The sequence below is a fragment of the Novosphingobium sp. KA1 genome (genome assembly GCF_017309955.1).
Taxonomy (GTDB): Bacteria; Pseudomonadota; Alphaproteobacteria; order Sphingomonadales; family Sphingomonadaceae; genus Novosphingobium.
The window spans coordinates 850,456-869,449 of record NZ_CP021248.1 but is presented as its reverse complement, the minus strand read 5'-3'; the positions used below and the strand labels follow the sequence as shown (position 1 = coordinate 869,449).

Annotated in this window: 17 protein-coding genes; 6 read left to right on the top strand and 11 right to left on the bottom strand. The window is 60.6% G+C overall.

What is annotated here, in order from left to right; translation table 11 throughout:
- Window positions 1-107 precede the first annotated feature (107 nt).
- A complete protein-coding gene (locus tag CA833_RS21835) occupies window positions 108-821 on the bottom strand; it encodes a hypothetical protein (RefSeq protein ID WP_207081186.1) in 714 nt (237 codons plus the stop codon).
- Window positions 818-1,243 carry a hypothetical protein gene (locus tag CA833_RS21830; RefSeq protein ID WP_207081185.1) on the bottom strand — a complete coding sequence of 142 codons (426 nt, stop codon included), beginning with the start codon at window positions 1,241-1,243 and terminating at the stop codon, window positions 818-820. Before CA833_RS21830 ends, CA833_RS21835 begins: the two co-directional genes overlap by 4 nt.
- 441 nt (window positions 1,244-1,684) lie before the next feature.
- Here CA833_RS21830 and CA833_RS21825 point away from each other — a divergent pair, with 441 nt between their 5' ends.
- Window positions 1,685-2,245, top strand: coding sequence for a hypothetical protein (locus CA833_RS21825; protein WP_207081184.1), 561 nt, complete (start codon window positions 1,685-1,687; stop codon window positions 2,243-2,245).
- A complete protein-coding gene (locus CA833_RS21820) occupies window positions 2,242-2,661 on the top strand; it encodes a hypothetical protein (RefSeq protein ID WP_207081183.1) in 420 nt (139 codons plus the stop codon). Before CA833_RS21825 ends, CA833_RS21820 begins: the two co-directional genes overlap by 4 nt.
- Before the next feature lie 270 nt (window positions 2,662-2,931).
- On the opposite strand, the gene CA833_RS21815 is transcribed toward CA833_RS21820, so the two are convergent.
- The 9 genes from CA833_RS21815 to CA833_RS27070 all read right to left on the bottom strand — a co-directional run bounded on the left by CA833_RS21815 (window position 2,932) and on the right by CA833_RS27070 (window position 13,131).
- The gene (locus CA833_RS21815; protein ID WP_207081182.1) at window positions 2,932-3,303 is read right to left on the bottom strand and encodes a hypothetical protein; all 372 of its coding nucleotides are present in this window, start codon (window positions 3,301-3,303) and stop codon (window positions 2,932-2,934) included.
- Between the two features lie 68 nt (window positions 3,304-3,371).
- Entirely contained in the window at window positions 3,372-5,186 is a 1,815-nt protein-coding gene (locus CA833_RS21810; protein ID WP_207081181.1) for a hypothetical protein, read from the bottom strand.
- A gap of 187 nt (window positions 5,187-5,373) precedes the next feature.
- The gene (locus CA833_RS21805) at window positions 5,374-5,595 is read right to left on the bottom strand and encodes a hypothetical protein (protein ID WP_207081180.1); all 222 of its coding nucleotides are present in this window, start codon (window positions 5,593-5,595) and stop codon (window positions 5,374-5,376) included.
- Between the two features lie 39 nt (window positions 5,596-5,634).
- Window positions 5,635-6,828, bottom strand: a complete 1,194-nt coding sequence (locus CA833_RS21800) for a DUF932 domain-containing protein (protein WP_207081179.1) — start codon at window positions 6,826-6,828, stop codon at window positions 5,635-5,637.
- A 323-nt stretch (window positions 6,829-7,151) separates the two neighbouring features.
- Window positions 7,152-7,463, bottom strand: coding sequence for a hypothetical protein (locus tag CA833_RS21795; protein ID WP_207081178.1), 312 nt, complete (start codon window positions 7,461-7,463; stop codon window positions 7,152-7,154).
- A 310-nt stretch (window positions 7,464-7,773) separates the two neighbouring features.
- Window positions 7,774-8,739: a hypothetical protein gene (locus CA833_RS21790; RefSeq protein WP_207081177.1), complete on the bottom strand. Its 966-nt coding sequence runs from the start codon at window positions 8,737-8,739 to the stop codon at window positions 7,774-7,776.
- Window positions 8,740-8,742: 3 nt separating this feature from the next.
- Window positions 8,743-10,338 carry a hypothetical protein gene (locus tag CA833_RS21785; RefSeq protein ID WP_207081176.1) on the bottom strand — a complete coding sequence of 532 codons (1,596 nt, stop codon included), beginning with the start codon at window positions 10,336-10,338 and terminating at the stop codon, window positions 8,743-8,745.
- Window positions 10,339-10,611: 273 nt separating this feature from the next.
- Window positions 10,612-12,657, bottom strand: a complete 2,046-nt coding sequence (locus CA833_RS21780) for a ParB/RepB/Spo0J family partition protein (protein WP_207081175.1) — start codon at window positions 12,655-12,657, stop codon at window positions 10,612-10,614.
- A gap of 48 nt (window positions 12,658-12,705) precedes the next feature.
- A complete protein-coding gene (locus tag CA833_RS27070; RefSeq protein ID WP_242526601.1) occupies window positions 12,706-13,131 on the bottom strand; it encodes a toprim domain-containing protein in 426 nt (141 codons plus the stop codon).
- 905 nt (window positions 13,132-14,036) lie between these two features.
- On the opposite strand from CA833_RS27070, the gene CA833_RS21770 reads away from it, so the two are divergent.
- The 4 genes from CA833_RS21770 to CA833_RS21755 all read left to right on the top strand — a co-directional run bounded on the left by CA833_RS21770 (window position 14,037) and on the right by CA833_RS21755 (window position 18,971).
- Window positions 14,037-14,471: a MarR family winged helix-turn-helix transcriptional regulator gene (locus CA833_RS21770; RefSeq protein WP_207081173.1), complete on the top strand. Its 435-nt coding sequence runs from the start codon at window positions 14,037-14,039 to the stop codon at window positions 14,469-14,471.
- Between the two features lie 242 nt (window positions 14,472-14,713).
- On the top strand, window positions 14,714-15,259 hold the full coding sequence (locus tag CA833_RS21765; RefSeq protein WP_207081172.1) for an RNA polymerase sigma factor: 546 nt from the start codon (window positions 14,714-14,716) through the stop codon (window positions 15,257-15,259).
- Window positions 15,252-16,307: a FecR domain-containing protein gene (locus CA833_RS21760; RefSeq protein ID WP_207081171.1), complete on the top strand. Its 1,056-nt coding sequence runs from the start codon at window positions 15,252-15,254 to the stop codon at window positions 16,305-16,307. Before CA833_RS21765 ends, CA833_RS21760 begins: the two co-directional genes overlap by 8 nt.
- Window positions 16,308-16,349: 42 nt before the next feature.
- Window positions 16,350-18,971, top strand: coding sequence for a TonB-dependent receptor (locus tag CA833_RS21755; RefSeq protein ID WP_207081170.1), 2,622 nt, complete (start codon window positions 16,350-16,352; stop codon window positions 18,969-18,971).
- Window positions 18,972-18,994: the final 23 nt, after the last annotated feature.

The following is an 18,994-nucleotide window of genomic DNA, read 5'->3' as shown; positions in this document are numbered from 1 at the left end:
CCCGGAACCAATACAGGCCCAATCCTCATTTCAGATGCGACGAGGATTGGGGCACGACCATCACATCCTGGCGAAGGTGCGATCGCCAGGCGTGCTGGTCCGGGCGTTCAGAAGACATGATGGATCATTTCAAGCCCCCAGAATTCGGCGGGATCCACATAATTGAGAGCGCCTACATCGGAGCAAAACAGCACGATCCCCGATGGCGGTTCGGCCGGTAGTTCCCGGCCGGGTTGCCACCAGGCAAAGGGGTTGGGCCCATCATCGGACTTGAATGCCGTCTCCCTGCGAACTCCGAGCAATTCCTTGAGGAGCGCCTTGTTGAACGGACGGTGCTTGGCTTCAATGCCGACCTTGAGCGCGCCAGGCTCAGGCTTGCCGCTTGCGCCGGGTTCGACGACGATGACGTCGAGTTCGTGAGCCCGCCCAAAAGGAGGATTGCCGGCAGCCTTGCCGTCGACCCAGGCGCTGAGCGCCAGGCATTCGATGTCCACCCAAATCTCGGCGACGACCGTGCTCCCGTCGTACATCTCGATGAATGGCCACACGCCGCGCTGAATGTCGCCGCCCTTCCCGCGAAACTTCGGCTTGCAGCCTCCGATCAGCGTGAACGAAACGGAGGAGCCGCAACTTTTCAGGTGCTGCATCGTCTCGATGAGACACGACAGTTCATACGCCTTGTCGTAGAGCCTTGCCCCCGCAAGCAGGTCGGCAGCCGTCCGGGACCCTATGCCAAGTTCGGTACGAAAGGCCGCCTTCAGCCGCTTCAACGCCGCGGCAGGAGTGAGCGGACGTTTCGGTTTTGCTGGCGGGAGGCTCATTCTTCATTCTCCTCGCCATTGAAGTAGCCCGTCTCGCCGGCCAGCGCGTTCGAAAAAGCGGTAACAACCTCGAGTAGACCATCGCTGATCCGTCCATCGAGGATATCGTCGGCCCGATCGCCATAAGCGTCGACGACAATGGCGCCGGTGACGGGCCGGCCTTCCTCGTCGCGCAGGATTTCCCCGAGGCGCGCACGCATTCGCTCGAGGTTCCATTCGCTGCGGACCCTGAGGAAGCTCTCGAAGGAACGGACATAGGTAGTCAGCTGGCTTCGCGGACTTGCAAACGATTGGAAGTCATCGTCGAGCGCTGCAGCCGCCTGGGCATCCCAATCGCCAAACCCTGCGCCGGCAACCATAAGGCGCAGTTCGGCTAGGGTCTCGCGCCAATCGCGATCCTCGAAGTCGTCAAATCCGGCCATACTCTCGATGTCCTTTCTCCCCGAGTTTTAGCCGAGCGGGAGAGCGCTTTCCAGCGATACCGCGCGCTCTGGACGGCAATCGAGCTCTTCATCCGCCGGGAGAGCCCGAAATAAGGCCAAGTCAATTGCGCGCGCGCATAGGAGGCGCGAGCACCGACCTCGCCAGCTGGGCCCGCTACCGACCATCCCGTGGGCCGGGCGATGCACATCGGCACCTTCACTGGAACGGATCCGTCCGGCTGGACGCGTTGGTGCCACGGCGGACCGGAGGATGAGGCATTAATGCCTCCCTGCAATTCCGGCGCTACAGGCAAGAGGTATCGCGCCAGGCTATCGCGGTGCTGCGGACGAGATGGCGAAGGCACGGTAAATCTGCTAGTCCCCGCGTGAACATCGTTCCGTGCCAGCTAAAGCGGGATGGATAGGTGGAGAGGAGAATAGATGCCGACCATCCCCGTCATCTTTGACATCACGCTCGAGGACGAAGAAGTGACGGCGATGGCCGAAGCGATTGGCTGTACAGAGCAGCAACTCGCAGGCGTGCTTCCTGCCTATGCCAAGACGGCACTGCGGGAATACGCCGACATGATGATCGGAGATTCGCCGATTACCACCGCAACGGACTTGCGGGAACGACGTCTGGTGGGTCTGATCAAGATCGCTTTGGGCGGGCGGATGCCCGACGCCGGTCGCGTCGCACGGCTATTCAACATCGCGCCTCAGGGGGCTCGGTCGCTGCTGCGGTCCGTGACCGCGAAACACCGCCGAAAGCTGGATAGCGCCGTCAGAAATGAAACAGCGGCCTTTGTTGCCGCATGCGTCAACGATCCGGCCACGAACGACTGGAAGGTGACATGGCTCAATCCGGTGCTTGTGGAGATGCTCAACGATAGGCTGGAGAATGCCAACCAGTCGAAAGAACCCATCCGCCGCAACCCGCTGGTTCTGGGCGGCTACTTGGTGCCGAATGGCTCCTACGATTGGATCGTGCAAAATCCATGAGCTTCGCGGCGCCCCTGTCCGATGTCCTGTCCGGTGCGAGTCTGGTCATGGCGGTGCTGGCGGCGGTGTTCGCCCTTTGGCAGCCCGAGATCAACAAGGCTTTGGACGCCGTCGTGAAGCCGGACAAGTTGAACCGAGCTCCGGAGAAAAAACTCGTCTCGCAGATGAAGTGGGGGCGCTTACTTCCCCTCCTTGCCGTAACGATTTTAGCGGCGATACTACTCGCGCCGCGATCCTTGTCGATTATCGCCCACACCGCCATGTGCTGGAGCTGCCATGCGCCAAAAGCCCAATGTCAATTCGACGAAGCGGGCGGTCTTCTATTGCTGACCGAAGTGCTTCTGGTGGTCCTGGCTGCGGCAATGTGGATGCAGCTGCAAGCTCTCAACGACAAGCGCGATCAACTGGAAAAATAGATCCCCTTGCCGAAACCAGGGTTGCCGATGACGCGGAGCCAAGCCGCAATGCGCTCAACCGCATTTTCGGGGGCGGGATCATCGCGGAAGGCGGAATAAAACTAGAGACGGCACGAACGTAAGACCGCCAGCCCGGGCGCAGACCGGCACCTGCACGAGGACAGGAAGTGCACGAGGCAACCTGGAAGTGGCCGGACGGCCTGAATAACCTGGCCGCCGGTGCCACTTGCCCAACTGCTGGAAGCCTTTGCCAGCGAAGTTCCGGTCTGATCAGAATGCGAACGAGAGCTGATCGGGATGCGCCGATCGCCGCCGCGATCCGCGCTCACGCACATTATCCTGATCGACCGTCCCGAAGACGACCTTGATCATGGTGAGCGCCCTCGAATTGACGGCACCCGAGGCCTCGAGGCGGCGCACTGCCCGCGCAGGGTCCCGATAGCCGATGGCCTTGCCGAGCTCGGTTTCGGTCAATCCCCGGCCCTTACGTGCTTCGGCCAACTCGGCACCCGTCATGAAGAACTCCGTAATCGAGGCAGAACACGATCGAGCACGCATGCGTAGCCGCTTGCAGAGCCCGAAGAGCGCCGCCTCGTAAGACGGGCCGAGCCTCGCTTCCAGACAGGACAGCCAGTTATCCACTGGTTGTCCTCACGCTATCGACAGGCTGCTTTTCTGCTTGCGAACCGGGCGCCGAGGAAGCGATACCTCTAGGAACCGGGCACGCTCACAAAGGCTCCTGCGATCCATTCACCTGGCTTGCGCGTGCCGTCATTGCCTACAAAAAGCGAGGCGCCATCGGGTTTTCCGTCAAGGTAATTGATGAAGTAGCGCCCGGTCGCGGTAAAAAGCACGCCGAAGCCGTTGGGCTTGTCGTTAGCGAAGGTGCCGAGGAAATATTCGCCGTTCTGCCAAGTCATCCGGCCGAATCCGTGGAAATAGTTGCCCTGGAAATCGCCGATGTAGCTCGCGATCGGACCGCTAGCGAAAGTGTATCGTCCCACGCCCTGCATGATGGGAATACCGCCGGACCAAGAAACCTGGCCGTCATAGGTATTGTCCTTTGCGTTCCCCGCAAGATTTGCAATCCTCCCGTAGAAAACCCCGCCAGCTTGCACCTTTTCGCCGCGATAGGACCATTGGTCGGATTCTATCGCCGGCTCTAGATCTGCGCCCAGTGGCACGATTGCGTAGCGCAGCGCCGCATGCTCTGCCTGGGCGTAAGCGGACTTGGCGTTTGCCACAGAAGCCTGCGCCGAAGCCATGCCGGCCGCGCCTGCGGCAAGGAGGGCCTTGTCCGACGCCGTCCACTCATGGAAGATATCGGGCAATTCGAGACCGAGTTGCTGCATGTACTTCTCATCAGCTTGAAGCACATAGTTCGCCCTCACGTCCGGATTTTTCATCAGCTTGTTGGTGGCGATCATAGCCCACAGTGCCGCCACCTTGTCGGCATTGACCAAGGCGAGGTCCGCGGAGTCGACCACCGAACGAAGGTGTGCGGTTGCCGCAATGAAGTCCGCAGCGTTCTCCTGCTGATAAAGCTTCTGAAAATCTTCGCCCATCGGACCGATGAAATAGTCCCGCAGCGGCTTACCTTGGACCTTCCTTTCCAGCACGAAGGAGGTTGCACCTATGCCATATCCGCCATCTGTGAATTGCAACGGCTTCCCGGCTGCAGGCGGATCGACGAGGACGCTTGGAATACGGTCGACACCAGCAAAAAGGTAACCTTTGCTCGGGATCGTCCTGTTGAAATCGAGCGAGCGGTTGAAGGCATTGGTCCCTCCGGCGCTGTCGAACGACAGCGAAAAGTTCGAAACGAGCGTACTCTCGCTATTGAAGTGCTCGGCCAGGGCTTTTTCATACGACATCACTTTCGCCGCTGCATCACTAGGTATGACGACCTTCTTGCCGAGAAAGCCGATACCGCTGAGAGCGCTCATCGCCCCGGTGATGTACGGCGTGATGTCCGTCTTGACCTTCTTGTCGTACTTGTACTCGATCGACGCGGTCACCGTTGTGTTCGCGTCCGCATAGAAGATCGGGCCGACATATGCGTTGAGGTAGGAACCCGACTTGCTGATCTTGAACGATTTGCCGTCGTCATAATTGAACTTTGCGAGTTCGAGGATAGCGATAGTAACCGCTTGTTCGCCCGGTTGATGCACCTGAAAAGTCGCGATGACCGAACCTGACTTTTGCTTTTTGACGAACAGCGATCTGACGCTGGCCCAAAAAGCTCGCCCTTCCGCGCTTTCACGAAATTTCTCATCGGTCAGCACCTCGAACTCAGGAGGCAGAGCCGCGAGATAGAGCCTGCCGTAATATCCGCCCACCGATGGGTTAAAACATTTGTTCAACTGAAGCGTACCGGGCTCACCTGCGAGCGCCACCTTGCCGCATTTCGAATATCGCTCCGGCACAAGCGCCGCGTCGGCGACTTGTTCCTGGGCTGCGGCTGTAGAGTTGCCGGTAAGCGCGATGCCCAGACACAAGCTCGCAAGAGTGTAAAGTGAACGCATGACAATCCCCCACGATGATTTCCCCGCCATGAACATGAGCAGCAGCTCGCGAATTGGTCAAGCGCACAAACGATTTCAAGAAAGCTCGTCAGTACTTTCACTTGCTACGCCAGAAACAATAGTTCCGCCGCTGATTTCTCGGCCTATGACGGCAGAGTGATCCGCGGCGCGCCCTCATGCATGACGACTAGTTGGCGGGGTTTCGCTGCACGCGCACCAGGCAGATCAGATCGGGTATACCCAGATTGAAATACGGGCTTTGCTCCGCATATTGGCGAGCCACGGCGATAGCTTCTGCCATGCTCGGAGCATCGATCAGGAAGCTCTCCACCGCGAAAAGCATCTCGGCGCTGTAGAATTCCGCGCAGCCAAGCCGATAGGATTTCGGCGGGTCCGAATGGTGGTCCATGAGAGCTTTCTCCGTCCCGGGGAGATGCAAGGCAGGCCGTCAGCTTGCGCGTTCGAGCAACCGGCGTGCCTTGCTCTCGTAGTCGAGACGGTCGTCCTGATGGGGTTTGGAGCGTGCCACGGCAGTGATGCCCTGAACGAAATCGTATAGCGAGGTTGCCGGGTGCCCCTCCTCCTCCAGAACAGCCGCGATGATCCTGCCGGTATCGGCTTTTGAGAACCCCCTTGCGCGAAGGAATGAGCCGCGCTCATCGTCGGTTCGGGCAACAATACGACTGCGCGCCGTCTGCACGCCTTCCACGAAGCCGCGTGCCGATGAATTGGCGAAATTTGCCAGCGCCGGCGCCGCCTGTTCGGCAAAGCGGTTGGCGGCAAACTTCGAATGGCGAATATTGATTTCCTGGAAGTTCTCGACCCCCCAGAGGTTTCGGTTCATACAGACAGCTCGAAGGTAAAAAGTCGCAATGCCAAGGGTTTTGGACCCGACCTCGCTATTCCAGCAATAGAACCCTTTGAAATAGAGGTCCGGCTCCCCGTTCTGCAGCTTGCCTGCCTCGATCGGGTTGGTGTCATCGACGAGGAACAGGAAAACGTCGCGATCCGAGGCGTAGAGTGTCGTAGTCTCGCTGCTGACATCGACGTGAGGGTTATAGGACATCGTCGACCAGTCGAGAACGCCCGGCACTTTCCACTGCGTGTCGCCGGTGCCGTTACCGGCTATGCGCATGACTGCCGCGACCAGTTCATGGTCCCAGATCCGGCCGTAGTCCGGACCGGTGACAGCGCGAAGCTCGGTCCGGCCATCGTGCGTTTCAAGCATTTTCACATGTTCGCCGCGGTGCGAGAGCAGGCCGTGCTGCAGGTTTATCCCGGCAAGCGCTGCCGGAAGCCCCCTGAGATAGGCACCCGGAGCGCCGACAAGGCTGCAGAGCTGCCCGAAGGACCAGTTTGTCGGAGCGAGCGGTTCGGCACAGCCCGGTGCAAGCAGCGTCAATCGGTCGGCATCGCCCGCTTCTGCGCGGACTTCGATCGAACGGCTCTCGACGATCCGGGTGGTCGCAGCCTCGGACCGTGCCAGGACATTGGCATAGAGGTCCCGGAGCGAAAGGAAGCGCTCATCGGCAGGACGTGCGAACCATTCCGACGATACACGCGAAATGTTCTCGCCCCTGCTAATGTCGACGCGATAAGGTGCTCCGGGCTGGCCCGCCGGAGCAATGCTTGGATTGGTCATGATCGTGATCTCCATCTCAGGTTAGAGGGCACAAACATCCCATCCGCGCCGCTCTTCCCTCCCCATCCACCTCCCCTCCTCATGCGACGTGCCGGGCCACGTGCCGGGCTGCGTGCCAGGCCACGTATCGGGCCCCGTATCGGGCCACCGGCGCGGGGAAGCCGCCGGAAGGCAGCAAGGGGAAGACATTCAGATCCAGCGGCAAATCCCGCCGAGACGGAGAAAAAGCTGAGAGGTGGCCGTACAGGGGCAAGGGTCACGTCGTAACTCTCGCCGAAAGTCGCAATGTGGTTCGGCCAATCCTTCACAAGGCCTGCGTCATGTCACCTCGATTTTGGTGACACGGCCGCAGCGGCCCCGATCAGGCTGCGCAGGGACGCCCAGGCATGGTTTTCTCCAGCACGCCGCCCCGCGTTGAACCCCTCATCGTAGAGCCGGCAGGCGATGGCTGCCATCACTGGATCCGTGTCGGCAGGAATCAGGTCGAGCAAGGCGCCGTCGCCGCAGCGCAGTTCAAGTGTATCGGGATGTTTGCCCTGATCGGGAAGAGTTACCCGTGCCAATGAGCCGAGCTCGGCCAGATCCGCATTGAAGGTCGCCACGAACAGTGTGGCCATGTCGCCGGGAATGGACATTGCACATCTCCTGGATTGGCTGCCGGGACCTTACCCCGGCGCAAACCCTGGCCTCCCGCCTTCCCTCCCGCCGGATTTATCCGCGCGCGGCGACAAGATCGGCGATCCCGGTCACAAGGAAAGTACACACGCCTCCGGGAGAAGACGACGAGCAGGAGGGAAGCCAGTTGCCGCTGCTCGCCCTCTCCTGCCCATCACCGGGATGAAGAACGCCTGGTCCTGCTTGAGGGATATCATGCCCACCGCCCCGAAGCCGCGACGCAATCAGGTACCTAATCAGGTATGCAATCAGGGCCGTTTCGAGGGAAAGTCACGAGGCATTCAGCGGGCGATATCCGAAACGAGCGGTGTTATCGTCATGGAACACCGCCCAGTCGAATTCATCGAGACTTACCCCGCATTCCATCAGCAGACGAGCTGCTACCGTTGGACTTCTTGCGACTGCCTCGGCGAAGTCCTCGTGTTCGCCCGGGTAGCTCGCCACGCAGCCCCAGTGATCAACGCCTGCAAGCGACGGATCACGCTCGATGGCCAGCGTCGAAGCGTCAAGCGAAAGCATCGCTTCGAGGAGTTGTTCGCAATGCCCGACAATGAGCGTTTCTCGCGGCCCGTGCTGGCCATGATAGCCTACCGACAGGTTCGTGCATTCCGGGACGATATCGGCGTACTCGTTGGTATCGGTGAAGACACCGGTATTGTCGGGCTTGTATCGGAAGCTTCCGTTCAGGTCGTTAAGCGACGAAGCCAGGCTTGATGCGAAAGCATCCGAGCAAGTCCTCCCGAAGCTCTGGTGCGTTATGACATCGTCCGTGCCGGCGCGATCGAACGCGACCGCAGCATCGAGACCTGCAAGGAAGTCGGGATTGCAGCGTCTGATCCAGCTTGAGCCGAGACAGCCCACCTCCTCGCCGCGATGGAAAACGTAGAGACCGGGGCGCTGCGCCGCGATCATGCCAAGCATGATCCATATCCCGGCCCCGTCGTCGGCGCCAAGCGACATACCCGATTTGCCTTGCGCCAGGCAGGCAAGCCCTTTTCCGTCGATGCGGACCTCCTGAGGTCCCCCGCGCGAAGCCACGGTGTCGACATGGCAGCTCCACATCACGCGGGGGTTCTCACCGATCGCAAGGAACCTGTTCCCGAATGCATCGGCGTTCATGCCCGGCACGGTATCGAGGAATTCGCGGCAAAATGCACGTTCGACACTGCTGTCGTGCGGACGTGCCCACGAAAGGATTTCGAGGAGGCCCTGCCGGCCCATCAGTGCGTGGGTCATGGATCAGGCCCCTGCTTGAGTGGAATGCGGGGCGAGAGCCGGGGCCGGCCACGCGTCATCGGTTCGGATGGCCACAGTGGGTCCGTCCGGGCTTTCGATCAGGGCGGTTGGGCAGTCTGCGCCGGCGCACCCTGAAGCCTGCGCGACCAAGGGCTCCCCAGGACTTTGCACGGCGCTCTCCGGCCGCGCTGCATGGAAACTCGTCCAAGCCCGGCAGGTGCCGCAGCGCCCTGGATCAAGGTCTGGTTCGACCGTCCCAAGCTGAACCTTGTGAAAGACGATCACATGGGCATTGGGCAGGTTTGCATCCTCATCGTCGAATGGCTCCGGCAAATGTTCGCGGGACAGCCATTCTCCATGATATTCGGTAAGGTCCTCCAGATGGAACATTTCGCCGCATGCATCGCATTTCCGGCAGCATGCGGCCGTCCACCATTCGGCGCGATCATCGAGATAGACGGCGCCGAAATCGGACGCCTCCTGCGCGAGGATGTTATACGAGCTGTCCCCGCCAAAGACGGTGATGAACTCTTCCTGATCGCTGTAGGCGCGCTCGTTATGCTCGCAGTGATTTGTACAATTCTGGAAGCACCCGTAGCACCATTCCTCGCATGAGCCGTCGGAGAACCAGACTTCCTCGTAGGGCCTCGCCGAGTTGTCGCAACGCGGGCAATACCAGGGAATCCGGCTGAGGCCGGTCGTGTTCCCGGAAGGAATGTTGCCCTCGCCGATGACGAGAAACTGCCCATTGTCCGCGAGATCGTCTCCTGCGTCGATGTAGGGCACGACGAAGTAATCGTCGTCCTCGATGCGCTGAACCCGCGCACCGTCCAATGTTCCTTCCGAATATCCGTCCGCTTCCAGAAGCAGCCTGAGCCGGGAAACGTCGCCGTAGATCGTCGTGTAGAGCTTGCGCGCCGGCCAGACCACGCTGCGCGCCCGCGCGTCCTCACGCGGCCCGATATAGGCGAGTGCCGTGTCCGGTCCCGCATAGACCCGCACCGGATGGCAGCAGCTTTCAAAGTCCTCTTCGGGGTGAGCCATGCAACTGGCGGGGCCGCCGACATAGACATCTTCGATCTCATCCGCGTCCTGGGTGATCTTTAGGGCATGTTCGGCCAACAGGACGGAAAGTCGTGCGCACCAGGCCTCGATTGCATTGTTGTCGAGCGTCTCGGAGAAATAGCGATGGAGGTAGCGCCCCGGCGACATTACCAACTGACGGTCTATCTGCCCCTTGGCCGAATTCTCGGTAAAGGCGATCTTGCCCGGCTGATCGGTCGACAGGTGGCAGAAATGCTCGCCGTGTCGTTCCTGATACCAAGGCTCGTCGTGCCAGGGCGTTTCGGAATATCGCCCGTCGGTGAAGCGCATCTTCTCACGGGTCTGCCAGTCGATGTCGCCAACATCGGAACCGTCAACAGCGATACGCAGCGAAGCACCGGGATATCGGCCGAGCAGGCGCTTGCGCACTGCCTCGGCTTCTTCAAAGGATGGCCAGATAGATTGCTGGTCATCGACGGGGGCGAAACAGAACTCGGTCGTGATCGCCCGCCATTCGGCGGGCGAGGGCGAAAAGAGGATCTGGAATTGTGCCATGGGCGTGACTCCACGCGGCCGCGCGACGAGGGCCGCGCGGCCGGAAGGTTGGGACCGGAAGGTTGGGATCGTGTCGGGAAGGGTTCAGCGAGAGCCGGGCGCCCGGGGCGGCGGAAGTGCCGGCAGGGCCGTGAGCAAACCAGTCGTCACGAGAGCTTGCAGCCCGGCGGTCTCACCAGGGCGCGTTCGCCACCTGGTGGCAAAAGCGCGTGGCCGTGCTTCACTGGATTAAACTGGCCGGGCGCGCCCACGATGGACGCCTCCCGGCCCGGCTCAAGCGGCTTGGGACAGGTCCTCGTCTCTGCCTTGAACGGCGGAGCCGATTTGCCCGGCATCGTGATCGCAGACATCGACGGGCGAAGCTGAAATGCCTGCAAACTTCATCGGAGCGGGAAGCCACGACATCGCCCTCTCCTTGATTTCGGCCTCGACTACGGTTTCGCCGGCAAAGATGCGTTCGGCCGAGACCGCGAGATCGAACTTGCGCGCGCGCGCATGGCGCGCACGCAGTTCCATCCCGCCAATTGCCTCGAAGAGATCGAGGATCTTCGGTTTCGTGAGTCGATCGAAGAAGTTGCGGGCGGTCGGACGCCACCAGGTGGAGGCATCGATTTCCAGCGAGCCGCCAAGATGGTCGAGAAAGTCGCTGCCGGCCTGACCGTAAGGCACCGAATGCAACGAGCGTGCGACGGCCCAACCGAGCCAGGCGCTTCGCAGTCCGTCTTCAAGCGCGCAGAAGGCGTCGAAGCGATCCGCCATATCGATGCGTTCGCACCAGCTGCGGTCGAGTGCATCTTCAAGCTCGGTCCATTTTTGTGCCGCCGCAGTTTCGCTGACGAATCCTTGAACCCGAGCAGGCGCGGCGTCTGTACGCAGTTCGCTGGGCATCGCATTCCAACCACGGCAGGTCGCCCGGTCCGCGGCAATGAAGGTGGCAAGATCGAGGGCGAAGAGCGGATCGCTTGCGACATGGACTGCAAGCAATTCGGTCTTCATGATTGCCAATTCGTCAAGCAGACGCATGCTGTAGCTTTCTTCGGGCTCAGCAGCCTCGTCGTCTCCGTCCTGCGTTGTCGCGCCGCAGATATCGGCTGCTTGACCCTCGCCGCAGCCGCCGTCGCCGTCGCCGTCGCCGTCCCCGCTATCCTCGTCGATCTCGGGTTCCACCGCGAAGCACTCATGGTGGAGGTGCGGTTTGCCTTCCACATCGATCAGCAGATAGGCGATCGCACCGGCCTTCTGGTCGGGTGTGAGCTGGAGCGAGGCGTCCACCAGAGCCTCCATTTCCTCATTGAGGGCATCCAGCTCGTCGCATTGCTCATCGCTATACTCACCGGCTTCGCTTGCTTCGGTCTCGATTTCCTCGAGCCGGGCCACGATTTCATCGTGCCTGGATTGCGCCTCGGGCGCGAAGGGCGTGGGAACCGGTTCGACGCGGGCCATGCGGAAGGTCTCGGAATAGGGAATGGAGCAGGACGTGAGGGTTCGGACCTGTGCGAAGCCCTCCCGCTCACGCAGCGCGCTTGCGGCCGCTGTCATGGCTTCGGCAGCAAGGCGCTCGAGCAGTTCGCCATCGCACCAGATCTCGGTGGCGGAATCGCTGAAGAGATCGATTTCGACACGGCCGCCTGCGGCGAGGTAGGCATCGCGGCCGACGAGCAGCGCTTTGGGATCGCCACCCTTGTAGGATCCGCTCGCCAGTTGCCGCCTGATTTCGTTGACGGTGTGGCCGTAGTAGCTGGCCTCCATCTGCTCGAAAACCTGGGCTTGCCGATCGCCATCGCCCGTTGCCGCATAGGCCTTTGCCACATCGAGCGTGATCTCACCGCTGCGCAGGGCTTCGAAGATAGGTTCAGCCAGATTGGCAAGTCGAAGCCGGCCAAGTACGAACCGTTCGGTCTTGCCGAACCGCTTTGCAAGGTCTGCGGGCGTCTTCTTCTCACGCTCGATCATGCCCTGAAACGCCCGGCATTCGTCGGCCGGATTCATCGGCAGATTGTAATAGTTTTCGGCGAAGCTCATTTCGATTGCATCGCGCGTGCCCTTTACCACCAGGACCGGCACCATGAAGTCCTCGCCGAGCTTGCCGCTTGCGATGTTGCGGTGGACGCATTCGAGACGCCGTCCCCCGCCGACGATTTCGTAGCGCCCCTTCTTTCTTGGAACAGGCACACCGATCAGGTTTTGCAAGATCATGCCGGTTTCGCCGATGTTGGCTTCCAGTTCGGCATCGGCGACCTCATCGCTGGAAGTGCGCACATTATGGCTGGATACCGTGCAATCGAGCGCACGGACGTAGATTATGTTCACCAATTGCATGGGAGACTCCTTGTTGCGGATCGACTGAAAGCCAGCCTGCCATCCACCTCACCTCCCCCCTCTTCCCTCCCTGCCTGTCTGGCGCCTCAAGACATCATTCCAATCGTTGAAACCGCCCGGCGGCCACTCGATGCTCACATCAAGGTCGGAGCGGGAGTATGCGAGAGAAGCCTTTTCCGCCGCGAGACGACCGGCCCTGTCATTGTCGGGGAGAAGGACGAGACGTTTCACGAAAGGCGGAATACCGACTGCGTGAAGTCGGCTGCTGCCGAGGGTTGCCCAGACGGGAATGCCCAATAAGGCGGTGGCTGACATCGCCGTTTCTATGCCTTCGGCAAGGCCGAGCTCCTGTCCGGCGGGCGAGAGGCAGACCGCGCCATCATGAAGCCGTCCCAGACTGAGCTTTGGAACGGCCATGTCCGCAGCAAGGCCCCTGCCGCCGGGCGACAGAAAGATGCGCTGCAGGGCCGACATTCCCTGGTGGCAGGTGACGGCCGCGATCAGGGCAGGCCGAAACCGAAGCGACCGGCCTTGGCCGACCGGGCAGAGCGGGTGGAAACGAAGCGCCGAGGGAAGCGCAGGGATCCCTCGATTGCGAAGGTATGCCTCCCCAATCGTTCCTGGCAGCGGTTTTCCTTCGAACCAAAGGCTGCGCAAACGCCCAAGAGCCAGTATCACGCCGTCGATTTCATGGTCCGCTGGGTGCCGATCCTTGAGCCGGGGCACATCGCAGCGTCTGGCCCGCAAGGCAGCGAAGACCGATGCGGTGTCACAGCCGGCGAAGCACTTGAACAGGAGTGACCGATCTCCCACGCGAACGGACAAGCTTGCAACCCTGTCCTCATGGGCAGGGCAACGGCAAACGCCGCGGTCGCGGCGCCAGGTCCCGCAAAGCGCCGTCACGATCCGTTGTCCAGCGGCGGCCAGTTCAAGGGGTGATGCCAATAGAAAACCTCACTCTGGAGAGACCGTTTCCACGGCCGTGGCTCTCCCCTCCCCTCACTCCACTCCTTTGCGAATAAGCAGACGCGTTGCCGTTTGTGACAATTTTAAGACAGTATCTTACAAGATTGGCACGATTGACGGGGCATTCTGAGACCTCCAGCACACCTCAAGGAGTTCTTGATGGCCAGCCAGCAAATTGACCCGAGATCCCCTGCGAAGCCGCGCAATTATTCCACGTCTGTCGCGCCTATAACCGCTGCCGGCGGATTGGGTTGGGCGATCCGGGATGTTTCACACCCCATGAACCTGCCCGGCCAAGAACCCCCACGCGAGAGTTCGCCCGGCCACGGATACGGCGCTCGAGAACTTCCTGATATCCCATCGCTGCCAGCGTCATGCCGGCGCCGGATTGATATCGCCGGCGAACCGCGGTGATGTGTATTCCGGCTGCCAACGAGGGCTTCGACAACCGCCGGCTGATGATGATGGGACTGGCCCGGCGCGGGCTGCAAATTCTTATGGCAGAACTTGGTCTCGACCTCTTTCGGCAGCCGGCCCTCGAGATGCTGTTCGAACTGTACAGCAAGCCTGCCGATCAAACCCACTCCCTGACCGGTTTAAGTTCGGTCACAAGCACATCCGAGCGCAATTCCCAAAGGATCGTTCATCGCATGGAAGAGCTGACCTTGGTGGAGACGGTACGAGATGCGACGGACGGCAGGAGGACAGTGGTCCGGCTCACCGATGCCGGGCGGCAGGCTATCGAGGCTTTTCTGGACGATTGGGCTTCCAGTGCCGAATTCAGGGCGATGATTTTGCTTGAGACTGCTGGGCCGCAGGCATCGGCTGAACTGGCGCGCGGGAGTTGATCTGGAGGCTTGAACTAATTGGAGTTCGAAGGCAGACTTGTCTTTGCAGCCGGCGTTGAGAGGCGGGTATCCGGCTGCAGGAAAAGCCTTCCACGCATGAACAGGCGGGTGACCGGGTAGGTCGCACGCAGGCACTGGAACCTGTTGCCCGCCGCCGGTGGTGGCTCTGTCGTGCGTGTTTCATATTGTTGTTCCGCCAGGTGCATGGTGTGCGCCGGCGATGGCATTGCGTTCTAAAAGCAATGCTTCGGGTTAAAAAGGAAGAGCGCCAAGGCGCTTCGCAAGCCCTGTTCGAAGACCGAAAGGCATTCGACAGGTTCTATCGTCGGGAGGCTCCCAAGTTGCTTCAATTCCTGAAGCGAAGAATCTGGATCGAAGAAGAGCGGGCCGATCTCGTTCAGGAGGCCTTTGCGCGCCTCGTCGCGGCCAGGTCATCGGCGGCGCAGGAGAACCCTGGATCGTACGTGCAGGGTATCCTCCGACATCTTCTGGCTGACCGGGCTCGTTCCTGGTCACGCTCACAGGCTGCGCGCGCTGATGAAACGGCACTGCCACATCAACCTGAAATGCCGGATGCTGCCCTCGAACTGGCGCAAATGCAGGAGCAGTACCGAAAGGCGGTCGATGCGCTTCCGGCAAAAACCCGAGAGGTTTTCCTGTTGCACCGGGCCGAGGACCTGCCTTATCGCCAGATAGCAGAGCGCTTGGGGATCAGCATCAGAACGGTGGAATGGCACGTCGCGCAAGCGGTCGTCCGGATTGGAAAGAGCGTGGCTAGCCATGACTGACGTTCCCTCAACCGGCATGCAGCAGCTCTCCGAGACGCTTCTGGAAGAGGGCGCCATTTGGTTCGCCCGCATGCGCGGACCCGACGCCGGCGATTTTCAGATCGAATTCGAGCAATGGCGGAGACGCAGCGCGCTTCACCAAGCCGCCTACGAGAGGGCCGGCGAAATCTATGCCGCCGGCCGCTTCCTGGCCGCCGAGCGCAAGTCCCATACCCGTATTGCGAACGACAACGTCCGATCGACCGGCGGTACATTGAGATGGCTTGCCGTCGCCGCTGTCGTCGGGCTCGGTATCGCGCTGATCGCCATGGTAATTCAGCAACGCTCAATGGGGGTTGGTTCTGAAAACCACGATATCGCACAGGTCGGCGATAGCAGCGAGCAGCGGCAATACGTCGGCGGAGACGGTGCATCGGGCCCCGTTCGCCTGTCGGACGGTTCGCTGATCACCCTGAAACCCGGGACCATCGTCTCCCAGCATTTCAGTGCCGATCGGCGGGAATTGCGTCTCGAAAAAGGGGACGCCCGCTTCGAGGTTGCACATGAAGGACGCCCCTTCGTGGTCCGGGCTGGTGGCGGCAGTGTCACCGCCCGCGGTACGATTTTCGATGTTCGTCTCGCCGGAGGGCATCAGGTTGTCGTCAAACTCCTGCGCGGGGCGATTGACGTCGAACGTCCGAAGCAGCCGGATGGAGAAAGTTCGCCATTCTCACGCCTCGCGGCCGGTGAAAGCCTTTCCTTCCTTTCAAATGACGCGCCAACCGGCCCGGCAAGTTCGGCTGGAATTCCAGCCTCAATTCCAGCCTCCGTCGATTACGCAAAGCCACGCGAATTCGACCGAACGCCGCTTACGGCGGTCCTGGCCGAAACGCGTGCCGCCTCCGGCGTGACGATCCTCGTTGCCGATGCCGGTCTCGGGCAAATGCGTGTCAGTGGCAGATTCCGTGTCGATGACGGTCAACAGGTCGCGGAACGACTAGCCGCTCTGTTTGACCTGAAAGTGGAGCAGTCTGCTCCCGATCAAGTGACCTTGCGCCAGAAGAATTGAAAAAAATTTCCGACAGACCCCGTAGTTCATCGAGCCACAGCGATGCCTCCTGAAAAATCCAGTCAAAATGACTGGATCCCTACAGGGGGGATCGAAGTGGTTCATATGGGTAAAAGGACAAAACTGGGCCTTCTCGGCGCGACGGCACTCGCATCGATACTTTTGAGTTCGCCGGCAGCGGCCGATCCCGCTGGCAAGCAGCATTACAATCTCGAAGCCGGCGCGCTTGGCGACGCACTCCAAGCCGTCAGCCGTCTTTCGGGTCGCGAAATCATCTTCAGTTCGGAAGCGGTCATCGGCCGGCGTGCGCCTCGTCTCGAGGGAACGTACAGCGCGGACGAGGCAGTGCGTCGACTGCTTTCCGGTTCCGGACTGAAGGTACAATACCGAAAGGATGTAATCCTGATCGGGGGGCGATCCGAGGCGACAGACGACGCGGGCGAAGGCTCGTTGAAGAGCGCCGATATCGTCGTGACAGGCTCGCGCATTGCAGGCGCCCCCCCTGCCTCGCAGGTCATCAGTATGAACCGCGAACAGATTGACGACAGCGGGCATACGAACCTGCCCGAAGTTCTTGCTGCCATTCCGCAGAATTTCGGCGGGGGCCAGAATCCTGGCGTGGGATTCAATGTTCCTGTCGGTAATGGCGAGAATGTCGGGTCGTCGTCATCGATCAATCTGCGTGGTCTAGGACCCGATGCAACGCTCACCCTCGTGAATGGGCATCGCCTGGCTTATGGAGGATATCGCCAAAGCATCGACGTTTCGTCCATCCCCTTCCTTGCGGTGGAAGCGATACAGATTGTGCCTGACGGCGCTTCAGCAATCTACGGCTCCGATGCGGTTGCGGGCGTGGCGAATATCCTGCTCAGGCGCAGGTTCGAGGGACTGCAGGTCCAGACAACGCTGGGCGCATCGACCGATGGAGGGAACACCGAGCAGATATACTCCGCGATGGGTGGGCTCAATTGGTCTTCCGGCAACATTCTGATTGCCTACGAATATGGGAAGAACACCGCAATCGACGCGAGCCAGAGGTCGTACACGCGGGAGGTCAATCCCGGCCTGACGCTCTATCCGGCGATGTCGCATCACAACGTGGCGATGTCATCGTCCACGCAGATCGTCCCTGCGGTAACGGCTGGGCTCGATGTGCTTGCAAACTGGCGCACCGCCCGCAACGGTTATGCTCTGAGCGGCGATCCGGCCGTGCCCCGTTATGACATCGCCAGCCCTCATTTCAGCCTGGCGGTAGCACCCAGCCTGAGGTGGGATATTGGCGAAGACTGGTCGCTTTCGGTCAACGGGACATTCGGGATCGATCGCGTGAAGACGAAGACCGATCAGGTTTCCGGCGCGACTGCGACGCCTGCCGTCCGGTCATGCTTCTGCAATTCATCCTGGTCAGTCGAAGCAGGCGCCACCGGCCGGATCTTTTCTCTTCCGGCAGGCGATGCAAAGATCGCCCTGGGGGGAGGACTTCGATCAAATACGCTCCATTCGAAACGCACCGTCGGAAGCGTCTCCGATATCAAGGCGACCCAGAATGTTCAGTTCGCCTACGCCGAAATTGCAGTGCCTCTGGTTGCCTCCGCTGGCATTCTGCAAAGCCTTTCTGCCAACGGCGCCGCCCGGTTCGAGCACTATTCCGGAATCGCCAGTGTCACGACACCGAAATTCGGACTGGTGGCGGACCTGTCCGGAGGCGTAAAGCTGCGCGCCAGTTGGGGCCGTTCGTTTCGTGCGCCCACCCTATTTCAGCTTTACGGAGATCCGTCGATCCTGCTCCGGCCGGCAAGCATAGCCGGCGGAACCGGACTTCCTGCGACTGCCACCATCCTTCAGCGCACTGGAGGCAATACCGACCTCAAGCCCGAACGCGCAACGACATGGTCCGCAGGTATCGAATTCAAGCCGGCTTTCGCACCGGGTTTGAAGCTCGAGGCGACTTACTTCAACATCCGTTACCAGAACAGGATCGTACAGCCGATACCGTATCTTTCCCGTGCCCTTTCGGACCCGGTTTATGCCGCCTACGTGCAGCGCAACCCATCGGCGAGCGATCAGGAATCCCTGCTCGCCCAAGGCACGTTCCTGAACCTTACAACCGCCGCCTACGATCCGGGCAATGTCGCTGCGATCATCGAGTTCAACTACACCAATGCAGCCTCGCAGTGGGTGGATGGCATCGACTTCCTGGCGCAATACGACCTTGATCTTGGCGATAGCTCGCACCTTCAGTTCGTTGCCAATGCGGGATATCTCCATTCTTCGCAGCGGCTCTCCCCACTTCAGAGTACAAATCAGGTTGCCGGCACGCTCTTCAATCCACCGAACTGGCGCGCCCGCGGTGGTGGCACGTGGAAGGGCGGGAACACTACGCTGTCTGCCTTCGGAAATTACACGGGCGGCGTAACCGACGTGCGCACGACTTCCGAAATTCCGGTTCCCGGGATGTTTACGCTCGATCTCGTCGCCGGCTACGAGATCCAGAGCTCGGTCAGGGCACTCGATGGTCTCGTCGTAAGGCTGTCCGCTCAAAACGTTCTGAACGACAAACCGTCACAGATCGCAACCTCGGCGGCATATCTCGCTGCTTACGATTCGACGAACTATTCAGCGTTCGGACGCGTCATCTCCTTCACGATCTCTCAGACGTTCTAGAAGCGCTACTCACCCAACATTTG